We start from the raw sequence: 12974 nt of genomic DNA on the forward strand, positions 1-12974 counted from the left end.
AGCCGGAGGAGTCGGAGCAGTCGGAGCAGTTTGAGCAGTCGGAGGAGCTGGAGCGTGACCCGCCGTGTCCCCGGCCCACCCGGCCGGGGACACGGCACGTCGCGGGTCACCGCATGTCGGTGGGGCGCCCCGTGCCCTCGAAGGGGAAGCGGCGGCGGAAGTCGTCGGCCGCGTCCTCAAGGGTCACGAACGACACGCCCTCGTGCCCGGAGACGTACTCGATGAACCGCTCCAGCATCAGCAGCACCTGCGGGCGCCCCGACACGTCCGGGTGCAGCGTCACCGGGATGACGGCGTAGTCCAACTCCCGGTGCACCCAGTCGAACTGGTCCTTCCAGTCCTGCTCCAGGGCGCGCGGCGAGACATAGCCGTGGCTGTTGTGGCTGTGCTTGTTGAACATCATGGGCGGCAGGTCGTCGACGTACCAGTTGCCGCAGAACTCCACCAGGTCCACCTCGTGGCCGTGGATCAGCGGCTTCATCCAGTCCTTGGCGTCGGCCTTGTAGTCGATCTTCGTCCAGGAGTCGCCGACGCGGGCGTAGAACGGGGTGAAGTCCCGGTAGTTCTGCGAGTGGTCGTAGCTGAAGCCGTACTTGTGCAGCAGCGCCGCCGTCGACTCGGACATCTCCCACCACGGGGCGACGTACCCCTTGGGCTTGCGGCCGGTGAACTGCTCGATCAGCTCGACCGACTTGGCGAGGACGTCCTCCTCCTGCTGCGGCGTCATCGCGATCGGGTTCTCGTGCGAGTAGCCGTGCGCGCCGACCTCGTGGCCCGCCTCGACGACCATGCGGGTCTGCTCGGGGAACGTCTCGATGGAGTGGCCGGGGATGAACCAGCTGGTCCGGATCCCGTACCGCTCGAACAGCTTGAGCAGGCGCGGGGTGCCGATCTCGCCCGCGAAGACACCGCGCTGGATGTCGTTGGGCGAGTCCTCCCCGCCGTAACTGCCGAGCCAGCCGGCGACCGCGTCCACATCGACACCGAGTGCGATCTGAATGTCCTTGGCCATGAGTGAAGTGCTCCTTGAAGTACGGGAGTTGGGGTGTTCTTGTCTTTACGAGGCGAGGCGAGGCGAGGCGTGGCGCGGCGGGCGTCAGGTCGTCGCGGAGACGCGTGCCGTCAGGTCCGCCGTGGCGACGGCAAGGGCCCGCTGGTCCGCTTCCGTCCAGTCGCGCTCGCGCATGCTGTGCACCGAGATCCACCCGGTGAGCTCGCCGCGCGTCTCGACCGGCGACAGCATCTGGGCGTTCACGCCGTACACGTCGACGAGCGCCTGCGGCGGGTGCGGGTCGGCGCGGAAGTGCGGCTGGACCAGGGTCCGGCGCTCGGCCTCAAGCCACTCGACGGTGTTCAGGCGGCGCTGGTCGAGCGAGGCGTCCCGGCGGATCGACCGCACGCCCTCGCCCAGCGCCTCGCCCGCCGTCAGATCGACGTGCAGACCGTGCGCGGGCAGGTCGACGCGGAACGTCGTACGGTCCGCGCCGGTCGCCGCGAGCACATCGGTGAGCACCGACTGCACGTGCGCGCGCAGGCTGCCGTCCCGCAGCAGCGTGCCGTACCCGTCCCACGACGGAGCCGCCCCCGCCAGGTCGAGCGCCCGCCACAGCGTGGCCGTCACGGAGTCGAACACCGGGACGCCCAGGGCCTGTTCGAGCCGCTCGGCCTCGAAGGCGCCGTACACATTCGTGCACACGACCGCCACGGCCTGCGCGCCGTCCGTCGCGGCCGCCTCGATCTGGCGGGCCACGTCCGTGGCCGGGATCCGCGCGAAGGCCTCGTTGTCGTCCTCGCCGAACGGCTCGGCGAGCACGCACGCCAGACCCTCCTTCGCGTACGTCGCCACGATCGCGTCGGCGACATCGCGGGTGTACGGCAGCGCGAGCCCCAGCCGGTTCACCCCGTACGCGGCGCAGGCGTCGAGCAGCGCCAGCGTGGACGTCGTCGCCGGTATACCGGTCGCCTCGGTGAGCGCCGCGACGAGCGCGCGGTCCCGCTCCACGCCGAGCCAGGAACCCGAAGTCCCGTTCCACACCAGGACATCGACCTTGGCGTCGGCGAGCTGCCGGGCCGCCGCGAGCATCGGCTCCCGGTCGAACTGGGCGTCGCTGCCCGTGTCCAGGGCGATCCGGGTGACCGGCACCCGGGCGAAGTGCGCGGTGACCGACCCGGCCGCGCCCCGGAGCAGCCCGTACGTCACGGGCTCCAGACAGGTGTTGGACGACGGCGTGAGCATCCCCACGCGCAGCGGACGGTGATCGCTCATCGGACGACGAGCCTCCTCGAGTAGTCGATGACCAGGGACGACACGGTGAACAGCGCACCCGCGCCGACGAAGTAGAGCAGCGCCCAGGTATACGAACCGGTACCGCCGACGATGAAGCCGACCGCGATGGGCGTGACGATGCCGGCGATGTTGCCGGACAGGTTCATCGCGGCGCCGACGACGCCCGCGTTGGCCCGGCCGCCGAGCGTGGACGGCAGCGCCCAGTACAGGCCCGCCCAGCGCAGGAAGAACAGCACACCGGAGAGCAGCACGACCGCGGTCACCGCGTCCGGCACCAGGACCACACCGAGCAGACCCGCCATCACGGCCGCACCCGCGATGCCCATGAGGGTGCGAAGGACCGTATTGGCGCTCGCGCCCCGCGCCCGCCAGTGGTCGGAGAGCCAGCCGCCGATCAGCTCACCGACGAACCCGGCACCGAAGATGACGAGCGTGGACCAACCGATCGACTTGATGTCGAAGCCCTTGGTCTCCGACAGGTACAGCGGGCCCCAGGTGAGCAGCCCGTAGAAGACACCGTTGAAGCCCATCCAGCCCAGGCACATGCCCCAGAACGAGCGGTACTTGAGGTACGAGCGGAGCTTGGCGGGCTTGTCGCCGCCGGGCACCGCCGCGTCCTCGGCCGCGTGCGCCTGCTCGATGAGGGTGGCCTCGGCGTCATTGACGCCCGGGTGCTCGCGCGGCGTGTCCCGCAGGAACTTCAGGGCGAAGAAGCCGACGGCCACGGTCACCGCACCGGCCACGATGAAGCTGATCCGCCAGCTCCCGGTCCAGGCGATGAGCCCGGAGATGGCGAGGCCGCCGAGGGCGGAGCCGAGTGGGGCACCGCCGTCCATCAGGACCGCGCCGCGCCCGCGTTCCTTCGCGGGCAGCCAGTTCGCGTTGAGCTTGCCACCGGCGGGCATCACCGGCGCCTCGACCGTGCCGAGCGCGAGCCGCGCCGCGAGCAGCGAGCCGACACCCGTGGCGCCCGCGGTGACACCGGTCGCGACACCCCAGCCGATACAGGCGCCACCGGCCATCTTGCGCGGCCCGAACCGGTCGATGAGCCACCCGCTGGGGATCTGCATCAGCGCGTACGTCCAGAAGAACGCGCTGAGCACAAAGCCGGTGACCTCCTTCGACAGGTTCAGATCCTCGGTGATCAGCGGCAGCGCGACGGAGACGGAACCACGGTCGATGTAGTTGAGCGCGACCACGCCCAGGAGGAGCAGGAACACCTTCCAGCGGGTGCGGGTGGGAGCGGCGGAGGTGGTTCTGGGGGGATCGGTGGCCGCGTCGGAGACGCTGGCCGGGTTGGTTGGCGACATGTCAGACCCTTTGTTCGGCAGGGGGACGAGCTGCGGAAGGGCATGCTGACCAGGGCCGCTGTGGCGGCCCGATGGACAGATGGAGAAGCGAATGACGTGCGCGTTCGGCGCTATGGCATACCAAAGAATGCGTACGGGACTGCCCGGCGTCAAGGCTTTGGTATACCGTGAGTCCGAATTGACGGGGAGGACACATGGCACAGACAGGCTCCGGCGAGACGGGCGGCTGGCTTCGCGACCAGGTCTGCGAGGGCATCCGCGACCGGATCATCTCCGGTCAACTACGCCCGGGTGACCGCCTGTTGGAGCGGGACGTGGCCGAGGAGTTCAACGTCTCGCGCATCCCGGTCCGCGAGGCGATCCGGGTCCTGCTCAGCGAGGGTTTCCTCGAGGCCGCCTCGCCCCGCAAGATCGTGGTCAAACAGCTCGCCTTCCAGGACGTCCTCGACCTCTTCGACCTCCGCGAAGCACTGGAGGTACTCGCGGTGCGCCGGGCCACGGAACGCGCGGAGAAACCCCAACTCGACACGCTGCGCCGCCTGTTGGGCAGTGCGGAGAAGGCGACGAGGACCGGAAAGCCGGACCGTATCTCCCGCGCCAACACGTCCTTCCACCACCACATCGTGGAGATCGCCGGCAACACCCTCCTCGCCGACACTCTGCAACCCCTCGAAGGCCGGATGCGATGGCTCTTTCAGCAGGTCGACGACCCGGACACGGTCTGGGAGGAACACCGGGCCCTCTACGAGGCCATCGCGGCCAGAGACACCGACCTGGCCGCCGACCGCGCCCTGCGCCACGTACGCCACTACCGCGAGGTCGCGGTACGCGTGCTTTTCGACGAGCCGACGGTGGTGGCGGGGGAGGGGGCCTGAGGGTCTCCGCGTCCGGACTTTGCGCGGGCGGGGCTGACTTGGTCTGTTGCCGGATCAGCTCGGTGCCGGATCAGCTGGTGTCCGATCGTCTCGGTGTCGGATCAGCTCGGTGTCGGATCGGCTTGTGCCGGGCGCGTGCTCACGGTGCTCGGGCTGATCCCTCGGACCCGTTTGAAGGCGACGCTGAACGCGAAACTGTCCCGGTAACCGACGCGGCGCGCCACGGCCGCAACCGTCAAGACCGGTGCGGCGCACAGCAGTTCGGTGGCGAGTGCCATCCGCCAGTGGGTGAGGTACGTCAGCGGAGGCTCACCGACAAGCGCGGTGAAACGGCGGGCGAACGCCGAACGCGAGGCACCCGCCTCGGCGGCGAGAGCCGCGACCGTCCACGCACGGGCGGGCGCCGCGCCCCGGATTCTCGTCCCTCCGGCCTCGCGCGCCGAATTTCGCTGGAGAGACGGTGTGACCCCGTGGCACGATGCGCGGCATGACGAGCAACCGAAAGGCCCATGCCGCGTAGCCGGCCGGGACGCGTACGGGCGGGCCTCTCCCGCCGCCCGGCACGAGACGCACCGGCACAGCCGGTCATCGACGGACTGTCGGCGCGCGCGATGTCCGAGATCGTCCATCTCGAACGCACCCGCAACTACCTGCAGTCAGGAGACGTCCGCAGGGCCCTCCGCCTGTGGAAGGAGTACGTCCGCCGCCCCGAGCGCGAACTCTGGCACGACGACGAGTTCGGCAACGTGTACTGGTACTGCTGCGGCGACCCGTTCGAAGCCCGCGCCCTCCTGGACACCGTGACGCAGGCCATGTCACCCCGAAGCGCCGCCGAACTCCGGCGCGTCGTCGGCCGGTCCGACGCGGTCTGGAACCGGCCGCGACCGCCGTACGAAGCCGCATGAGGCGGCCGGAACCCTGAAAACCGCGGAACGGCTCGCGGTTGGTGCCGGTGCCGGACTTCTCGCGGCCGTGACGATGGAGATGGCGATGACGATGGAGATGGAGATGGCACCCCTCCCTGAACCTGCTGAGCTACTGGACCACTTGGCAGCGAACCTGTCCGAACTGTCCACGCCGATGCGGGTGTTCGTGGCAGCGGGCCGGTTCACCGAAGCCGACCCCGACCTGCCGGAGCTGGCCGCCCGTATCCGCGAACTGCTTGCCACGGCAGCGGCGGACGAGGCCTGGCAGCGCTTCCTGCCCACCTACACCCCGCCGCCCGTCCCGCAGCTCTGCGCCGCACTGGAACCCGTGGAGTCGCACAACGCCGCCCCGTTCCTGGCCCAGGTCGCGGGCGCCGACCTGCTGTGGCCGAGCCACCGGCACCTGTCCGCCGAGGTCGCGGAGCGCGCTGCGCACCGGGTGGTGTCCCTGCTCGGACCGGAGTGCACCTGGTGGACCAACCACGACACCGAATGCGGCGCCGTCAACGGCCTCACACCGGTCTTCGACAGCCTGCTCGCGGGGACGGACGGCGAGCACTACGCCCTGGCCCTGCAACTCGCCGACGACTGAACCGGCGAGCGCCACCGAGGCGTTGACTACGCGTACCTCTTCGCCCCCGTCCCCGGCCGGCCACCGCGCCACGCGTTCGCCGTCATCGAGGCGAGCGAGGGCTCCCGCGAGACGGAGCTCCGCGCGATCGTGCGCGGCGACGCCAAGGGCCTGTTGGAGCCGTTCCGTCCCGAGCCCTTCCCCGGTGGGCGCCTCGGTGACGGGCTCCGTGCCGTGAACCGCTGGCGGGACGCGGAAGCGGGCCTGATGACCTCCGTCCGGTACGGCTGGCGGGTGGAGGAGTCCGGAGTTGACGTGGCCTTCTACATCGTCGGGGACGACGCCGAGTTCATGACCACACATCTCGACGACTTCGACGCGTACGCCCGCACGTTGTTCCTGCGCCCGCTGTAAGCATCCGCTCGCGGGCCGAGAGCGGTCTGCGGATACGACTCAACGGGGCGTCGGCGCCGGGGAGTTGAGGGGGTGGCGGTCAGGCCTGGTCCTCGCCCGGTGTCGCCCACTCGACGAACTGGACGACCACGCCGTTCGGGTCGGTTATCTGGAACAGGCGCTCGCCCCAAGTCTCTTCACGCAGCGGCATGGTGATCTCGACGCCGGCGTCGCGCAGTCGCTTCTCCTCGTCATCGAGGCCGCCGGCGAGTGTGAAGGCGACGATCAGGCCGGAGGCGCGCTGGTCGCGCTGGTCAGGGGGAAGGACCTCGATGCCGCGGGCGAGCAGGACGATGTCCAGCGCGGCGTCCTCCCGCGAGAGGGAGGCGAACCCTTCGGCGGCTGCCTGCTCGACGTATCCGAGGTGGGTGGTGAAGAACCGCTGGGACGCGGCGACGTCGTCGACGGTGAGCGAGACGGTGGACGCGGTGATCTGCAAGGCAGTTCTCCTCATTGGCGTGGTCCGCGGAGCGGGCCGGTGTGGCCGGTCGGAACGCGGCTTCGTTCCTTCGTCGCAAACTTACGACGGGGATAAAGTTAGCCCGAGTAGTTCAAGGGTGTCAACGTAAAAATGCGACGGGGGTAAGATTGCCTCATGGCTACCGACACGACATCGCCCGCGCACCCGGCCGGTCTGCGGGAATCGAAGAAGCAGGAGACGCGGGAGCTCATCTCCGACCATGCGACCCGCCTGTTCATCGCCCAGGGTTTCGAGCGGACCACCATCGTCGAGATCGCTCTCGCCGCGCGGGTCGCCAAGAAGACGGTGACCAACTACTTCGCGCGCAAGGAGGACTTGGCCCTGGATCACCAGGACGCGTTCATCGCGTCGCTGGCGCGCACGGTGACCGGAAGACGTTCCGGCGAGTCGGCCCTGGCCGCGCTGCGGCGCGCCTTCGACGAGTCCGCCGCGGCCGCGGATCCGGTCGCCGGGTTCTCCGGCCCCGCCTTCGCCCGCATGATCGCTGACAGCCCCACCCTCTCGGTCTGCCTGCGTGGCCTGCACGACCAGCGCGAGCAGGCCTTGGCCGAGGCGCTCGCCGCGGCGGTCGACGCAACGCCGGACGACATCACCGTCCAGACCGCCGCCGGGCTGCTCGGCACGGTCCACCGCATCCTGTTCCAGCGCATCCAGGACCTCACCCTGGCCGACCGCCCCAACGAGGAGATCGCCGGAACCGTCACCGAGGAGGCAGCCAGAGCCTTCGACATGCTCGAACCGGCCCTCGGTCAGTACGCCGTCGCCTGAGGGGCGGCGGATGGCTGAGGTGTGGCGGATGCGCGCGGGGCCCGCATACAGCGACGCGCGCGCCCCTCCGCCATCACGGACAGGGACGCGCGCGCCGAAGCAACTGCGGGACTGAGTACGACTACTGACCCATCACGTACTTCACGGTCGGACCCGTCGTCCAGCCGCCGTCGACCGCCAGTTCCGCGCCCGTGACGTAGGACGCGGCGTCCGAGAGCAGGTAGACGATCGCGTCCGCGATCTCCGAGGCCTCGCCGACCCGGCCCATCGGGGTGTTCGGGTAGTTGCCCTCGCCCTGCTGGATGCCGACCTGGGCGGTCATCGGGGTGTAAGTCATGCCCGGGTGGACGGAGTTGACCCGGATGCGCGACGTGCCGAGCTCCACCGCGCCGATCTTGGTGAGGCCGCGTACGCCCCACTTGGTCGCGCCGTACGACGAGGTCATCGCGAGGCCCATCAGGCCGGCCGCCGAGGAGATGTTGACGATCGAGCCGCCGCCGTTCTCCTTCATGCCGGGGATGACGGTCTTCATGCCGATGAAGACACCGGTGAGGTTGATGTCGAGGACCTGACGGAAGTGCTCCACCGTCTCGCTCTCCAGGGGCTGACCGGTCGAGATCCCCGCGTTGTTCACCAGGCCGTCGATCCCGCCGAACTCGGCCACGGCGAACTCGGCGGCCCGCTGCCAGTCGTCCTCGGACGTCACATCGAGGTGGACGAAACGGGCCCGGTCGCCGAGCTCGCGCGCCAGCTCCTGGCCGTCGGCGTCCAGCAGGTCGGCCACGACCACATTGGCGCCGCCGGCGACGGCGGTACGGGCCACCTCGGCCCCGATGCCACGGGCGCCACCGGTGATGAGCACCGTCTTGTTGCTGAGATCGTTCATGTGGAGCTCCAAGGAAATTCACGGAGGGATTCGAAATTGCGGGCCGCCAGGGCACCGGGGCCCTGCGGTCCGTCGGCCGGTGCGTCGGTGGCGGCCCAGCACTCGACGGACACCCGGATCGCCGTACTGGCGACGGCTGCCGCGAGCCGCAGATGGTTCGGCGCCGGATCGCCCCCGGTACGCCCGGGACTTGCTCCGGTACGCCCGGAATCTTCCCCGTGGGCACACCCGGAGCTCTGGGCCTGCGCGGCCAACCGCTCCGCGAGCACGTCGAGAAGGGCCGTCTCGGCGGCGAAGCACGCGTCGTTCCACACGGAGCGGAGCGCCGGGTCGTCCTCGGCCATGCGCAACAGGGAGCGCACCCACTCGAGCGACTGGGAGTTCGCCACGCTGTCGGCGCGGTCCGCGGCCGCCGGGTCGAGCGCGGTGTCGGCCGCCCAGATCAGGGCGTCCGGCACGGACAGGGCGTCAGGCGCCGCGCGTACGGCGTCGACCCAGCGCTGTGTGCCCTCGGCGAAGACCGGCGTGACCGACTCTTCCTTGGTCGCGAAGTACCGGAAGAAGGTGCGCGGCGAGATCCCGGCCGCGCGGGCGATGTCCTCGGCGCGGGTGGCCCGCGGTCCGTGCTCCACGAAGAGTGCGGCCGCGGTCTGGGCGATGTCCCTACGAGTGGCGGCTTTGCGCCGCTCGTTCAATGAGCTCCCGGCCATACGCGGCATGGTATGCCCGTGTGGCAGAATCTGCCACTGTGACGAGTGGGGTGCGCGCAGTGCCGTATCGCCCCCGCTCGGTGTCCCGGCGAACGACGGCCGTGGACCACGCGGCGAACGATCGCCGTGGATCACTCGGCGAACGGTCGCCGTGGATGACAACGCGAACCAAACGTGAACGATGGGGTGGCGAGAGCAAGTGCGGCGACGGCGGTTCCTCTTCCGGACGGCTTCTCTCGCGTCGGGAGCAGCACTCGGCCTGGCCGGCTGCGGCGGCGGCGCGTCCAGGACCTCCCTGAGCGTGATGGTGGCCAGTTACGACAAGAGCGTCGGGGCTGCCATCGGCGACCAGTGGGACGACGTGGTCAAGGGCTTCGAGCGCGAATTCCCGCAGGTCGATGTCACCGTCGAACGGGTGCCGTTCGGCAGGCTCGACGCGACCCTCGCCCGCCGGGTCGAGCAGGGCAAGGCCCCCGACATCGCGCAGACCAACCTCTTCGCGGGCTACGCCGAGGACCAGCTCCTGTACGCCGCGTCCGATCTCTTCGGCATCGCGGCCGAGTCCGACTTCACCCTGTCCCTCGCGGAGGCCGGGGAGGTCGACCGGATCCAGTACGGGATCCCCCTGATGGCCAGCACCCCGCGCCTCTTCTACAACAAGGCGCTGTTCGAGAAGGCGGGCGTCGACGTGCCGCCCCGCTCCTGGACCGAGCTGCGCACGGTCGCGGAGGCGCTGCGGTCGAGCGGGGTGCCGACCCCGTACGGGCTGCAGTTCGGGCCCGAGGCGGCGGAGGACGAGCTGTACGCCTGGCTCCTCGCGGGCAACGGCGACTACACCACGTCGAGCGGCTACGACTTCTTCTCGGACGACAACGTCGCGGCCCTGACCTGGCTCCGGGACAACCTGGTCGCCGAGGGCCTCGCGGGCAAGGACCCGGGGAAGCTGAGCCGGACCGCCGCCTACGAGCAGTTCCTCGGCGGGCAGATCGGCATGATGCTCGCCCACCCCGTCCTCATGGACGCGGCCGACCAGATGAAACTCCGTTACGGCCACGCGGCGTTCCCGGCCCGTAAGGGTGGCGCGGCCATACCGGTCGGCATCAACGACTGGTTCCTCGCGTTCCGGCAGAACGGCCGACGCCAGGCCTGCTCCGACTTCCTCGGCTTCGTCTACGGCAAGGGCTCGGCGGCGAGTTACGGCGGCGGGGGTGCCGCCGCGCTCCCGGTGACCGCGTCCGGCGCCGACGCGGTCACCTCGACCACGGGCAACCGGCTCGAGAAGTTCATCGACCAGCTGCCGGAGGCCCGGTTCCAGCCGACCGCGATGCACTCCTGGCCCACGGTGCGCAGCGCGATCCGCCGGGACATCGGCCGCGCGGTCCGCCCTGACGGCGACCCGGGCACGGTGCTGCGGTCCTTGCAGGCGATGGCCAGCAGGAACGAGTCGGCTGCCAGGTCCTGAGCGGACCGCGTCGAGGTCGACCATGACCTGGCGCGCCGCCCCGCCCCGCGCTCACACCACCCGGTCGAGCAGAAACTCCACCAGCACGTCCAACTCCTGTGCGGCGCGCGGGGCGAGTGGGACTCCGCTCAAGCAGGCGCGCGCCGCGTCGAGTTCGCGGCGGGCCGCGTCCCGCGCGGCGGCGGCGCCCCCGGCATCCACGACGAGCTGCGCCGCACGCGCCGGAGCGCCCGCGCCTAGCAGGCCCGACGAGTCCAGCAGGCCCGACGAGTCCAGCGGGCCCGACGAGCCCAGCCCGTCCGACGAGTCCAGCGGTCCCGACGCGTTCAGCAACTCGGCCAGCTCGCGCCCCGCGCGGCCGCCCGAGGCGAGCGCGGCGAGAACCGGGTGGGTCTTCTTCCGGTTCCGCAGATCGCTGTACAGGGGCTTGCCGGTGACCGCCGGATCACCCCAGATCCCCAGCAGGTCGTCGACTGCCTGAAAGGCCACGCCGAGGTGCCGGCCCGCCCGGTCCAGGGCCTCGACGGTCGCCGCGGGCGCGCCGCCGAGCAGCCCGCCCAGCGCGGCCGAACAGCCGAGCAGCGCCCCGGTCTTGCGCTCCGCCATGACGCGGTACTCCCGCATCCGCACGGCCTCAGGCCCCGTCCAGGGGCGGGCCTCGAAGAGCAGGTCGTCCGCCTGGCCGCGCACAAGGTCGGTCAGCGTCGCGCACAGGCGCCGAACAGCGGCGGCCGCGTGCACCGTGGGCGCCTCGGCGAGGGTCCGCAGCGCGAGCGCGAACAGCGCGTCCCCGGTGAGGACGGCGGGCCCGGTGCCGTACGCCTGCCATACGGTCTCCCGCCCGCGCCGCAGTACGTCACCGTCCATCACGTCGTCGTGCAGCAACGAGAAGGCGTGGATCAGTTCGACGGCGACCGCCCCGGCCACCGCGTCCGCGCCGTCCGCTCCGGCGGCTTCGGCGCCGAGGACCGCGAGAGCCTGGCGTACGCCCTTGCCCTCGGCCGCGTCGGGAGCGGGGGCACCGCTCACGTCGCGCCAGCCGAGCGAGAAGGCGGCCATCTCGCCGGTCCACGGATCGAGACCCGCGAGCGCCGAAACGAGTTCGGGGCGCACCAACTCGCGGCACCGGGCGAGGAGTTCGGGTGCACCAGGGGCCGCGGTGACCGTCGTCGCGACCGCCGCCGCGGGCGAGGGTGCGCTCATCGTCCGCTGCCCTCCCCGGCAGCGCCCGCGGGCAGCGGGTCGACGCCCAGCTCGGCCGCGGCCTTGCCCACCATCTCCCGCGCGTGCCGCAGCCCGATCCGGTCCAGGTCCGCGCCCAGTTCGGCCAGTTCACCAGCGGTCTCGTCGCGGTCCCGGCCCAGCCGGGCCAGCGACTTGACGAGTCCGAGCCGCGACAGCGCCATCCCGCGCGGCTCGTCCATCGCGGCGAACTCACCCAACGCCCGCGTATACGTGTCCCGAGCCTCCGCGTACCGCCCGGCGCGGTACAGCACATTGCCGCGCATCTTGTGGTTGTACGCCAGCGCGCTCGACAAGTTCATCTGCTGACAGCCGAGTTCGGCTTCGGAGAGCAGCGCGAGGGCACGCTCCGTATCACCGTCCCGGACGGACACCACATCGGCTATGCCACGCAGCGCCCAGGCCCGCCCCCGCCGGTCGTCGGCCGCTTCGGCGGTGCGGGCCGCCTCCTCGAACAGCTCCAGAGCCGTGTCGTACGAACCGGTGTTGCGGTGCATCTGAGCTATGCCCTCAAGCGCCCACACCGTGTGCCGCGCCTCGCCGCGCCTGCGCGCCTCGGAGAGGAGCTGCGCGTGCAGTTCGCGCACCGCCTCGTAGTCCCCCTGGATCCGGCCCGTCTCCGCCAACCCGGCGAGCGAGTAGCCACGCGCCACCACGTCATCGCCACGTTCACCCAACTCGGCGGCGAGGCCGAGGAGTCGGTACGCCAAGGCCAGCGCGCCCCGCTGGCGGGCGAGCGTGCCGCCGCTCCACAGCGCCCACGCCATCGCCCCGAGGTCCTGCGCCGAACGGGCCGCCCGATAGCTCGCCTTCCACGCCAGGTCCGCCTCCGCGACCCGGCCGAGCCGCCGGTACGCCTCGGCGACGGCGAGCCCGCACCGCGCCGTCTCCTGCAGCTCACCGGCCGCTTCCGCCGCACGCAACTCCGCGATGCCCTTGGCCAGGACATCGGCCAGGGACGCGTTCACCGACAGCGAGCCGAGGGCACCCTGATACTCGGGGG

At 70.9% G+C, this 12974-nt stretch carries 14 protein-coding genes and 1 pseudogene; 6 read left to right on the plus strand and 9 right to left on the minus strand.

Translation table 11 applies throughout. The features are described 5' to 3' along the window. Window positions 1-106 precede the first annotated feature (106 nt). The 3 genes from GUY60_RS04380 to GUY60_RS04390 form a co-directional block, all read right to left on the minus strand. A complete protein-coding gene (locus GUY60_RS04380) occupies window positions 107-1012 on the minus strand; it encodes a polysaccharide deacetylase family protein (RefSeq protein ID WP_161693931.1) in 906 nt (301 codons plus the stop codon). Window positions 1013-1096: 84 nt separating this feature from the next. Further along, window positions 1097-2266: a maleate cis-trans isomerase family protein gene (locus GUY60_RS04385; protein ID WP_161693933.1), complete on the minus strand. Its 1170-nt coding sequence runs from the start codon at window positions 2264-2266 to the stop codon at window positions 1097-1099. Beyond that, window positions 2263-3597 carry an MFS transporter gene (locus GUY60_RS04390; RefSeq protein WP_161693935.1) on the minus strand — a complete coding sequence of 445 codons (1335 nt, stop codon included), beginning with the start codon at window positions 3595-3597 and terminating at the stop codon, window positions 2263-2265. The genes GUY60_RS04385 and GUY60_RS04390 overlap by 4 nt, the downstream gene beginning before the upstream one ends. Window positions 3598-3791: 194 nt before the next feature. On the opposite strand from GUY60_RS04390, the gene GUY60_RS04395 reads away from it, so the two are divergent. Next, window positions 3792-4472, plus strand: coding sequence for a GntR family transcriptional regulator (locus tag GUY60_RS04395; RefSeq protein ID WP_161693937.1), 681 nt, complete (start codon window positions 3792-3794; stop codon window positions 4470-4472). A 101-nt stretch (window positions 4473-4573) separates the two neighbouring features. Here GUY60_RS04395 and GUY60_RS40045 read toward each other — a convergent pair. Beyond that, window positions 4574-4891 (minus strand): annotated as a pseudogene (locus tag GUY60_RS40045) (helix-turn-helix transcriptional regulator); the annotation flags it as partial. A 90-nt stretch (window positions 4892-4981) separates the two neighbouring features. Between GUY60_RS40045 and GUY60_RS04405 the strand changes: the two are divergent. The 3 genes from GUY60_RS04405 (at window position 4982) to GUY60_RS04415 (ending at window position 6383) form a co-directional block, all read left to right on the plus strand. Further along, window positions 4982-5377, plus strand: a complete 396-nt coding sequence (locus tag GUY60_RS04405; RefSeq protein ID WP_161693941.1) for a hypothetical protein — start codon at window positions 4982-4984, stop codon at window positions 5375-5377. Window positions 5378-5462: 85 nt separating this feature from the next. Next, complete coding sequence (locus tag GUY60_RS04410; RefSeq protein WP_246234278.1) at window positions 5463-5990, plus strand: hypothetical protein; 528 nt, start codon at window positions 5463-5465, stop codon at window positions 5988-5990. A 129-nt stretch (window positions 5991-6119) separates the two neighbouring features. Continuing rightward, window positions 6120-6383: a hypothetical protein gene (locus tag GUY60_RS04415; RefSeq protein WP_161693943.1), complete on the plus strand. Its 264-nt coding sequence runs from the start codon at window positions 6120-6122 to the stop codon at window positions 6381-6383. Between the two features lie 79 nt (window positions 6384-6462). Here GUY60_RS04415 and GUY60_RS04420 read toward each other — a convergent pair whose 3' ends face one another. Beyond that, the gene (locus GUY60_RS04420; RefSeq protein WP_161693945.1) at window positions 6463-6861 is read right to left on the minus strand and encodes a VOC family protein; all 399 of its coding nucleotides are present in this window, start codon (window positions 6859-6861) and stop codon (window positions 6463-6465) included. Window positions 6862-7017: 156 nt separating this feature from the next. On the opposite strand from GUY60_RS04420, the gene GUY60_RS04425 reads away from it, so the two are divergent. Continuing rightward, complete coding sequence (locus tag GUY60_RS04425; protein ID WP_161693947.1) at window positions 7018-7671, plus strand: TetR/AcrR family transcriptional regulator; 654 nt, start codon at window positions 7018-7020, stop codon at window positions 7669-7671. 121 nt (window positions 7672-7792) lie between these two features. Here the strand turns inward: GUY60_RS04425 and GUY60_RS04430 are convergent, their stop codons facing one another. Further along, a complete protein-coding gene (locus GUY60_RS04430; protein ID WP_161693948.1) occupies window positions 7793-8557 on the minus strand; it encodes a glucose 1-dehydrogenase in 765 nt (254 codons plus the stop codon). Then, window positions 8554-9267 carry a TetR/AcrR family transcriptional regulator gene (locus GUY60_RS04435; RefSeq protein ID WP_246234280.1) on the minus strand — a complete coding sequence of 238 codons (714 nt, stop codon included), beginning with the start codon at window positions 9265-9267 and terminating at the stop codon, window positions 8554-8556. Before GUY60_RS04435 ends, GUY60_RS04430 begins: the two co-directional genes overlap by 4 nt. A gap of 199 nt (window positions 9268-9466) precedes the next feature. Here GUY60_RS04435 and GUY60_RS04440 point away from each other — a divergent pair, with 199 nt between their 5' ends. Next, window positions 9467-10729, plus strand: coding sequence for an extracellular solute-binding protein (locus GUY60_RS04440; protein ID WP_161693952.1), 1263 nt, complete (start codon window positions 9467-9469; stop codon window positions 10727-10729). Between the two features lie 51 nt (window positions 10730-10780). On the opposite strand, the gene GUY60_RS04445 is transcribed toward GUY60_RS04440, so the two are convergent. Next, window positions 10781-11932 (minus strand): polyprenyl synthetase family protein, encoded by a 1152-nt coding sequence (locus tag GUY60_RS04445; RefSeq protein ID WP_161693954.1) that lies wholly within the window; start codon window positions 11930-11932, stop codon window positions 10781-10783. After that, window positions 11929-12974 (minus strand): tetratricopeptide repeat protein (locus GUY60_RS04450; RefSeq protein WP_161693956.1); only part of this gene is annotated, 1046 nt, incomplete at its 5' end. The genes GUY60_RS04450 and GUY60_RS04445, both read right to left, overlap by 4 nt.

The organism is Streptomyces boluensis (genome assembly GCF_009908195.1).
In the GTDB taxonomy this organism is placed as follows: domain Bacteria; phylum Actinomycetota; class Actinomycetes; order Streptomycetales; family Streptomycetaceae; genus Streptomyces; species Streptomyces boluensis.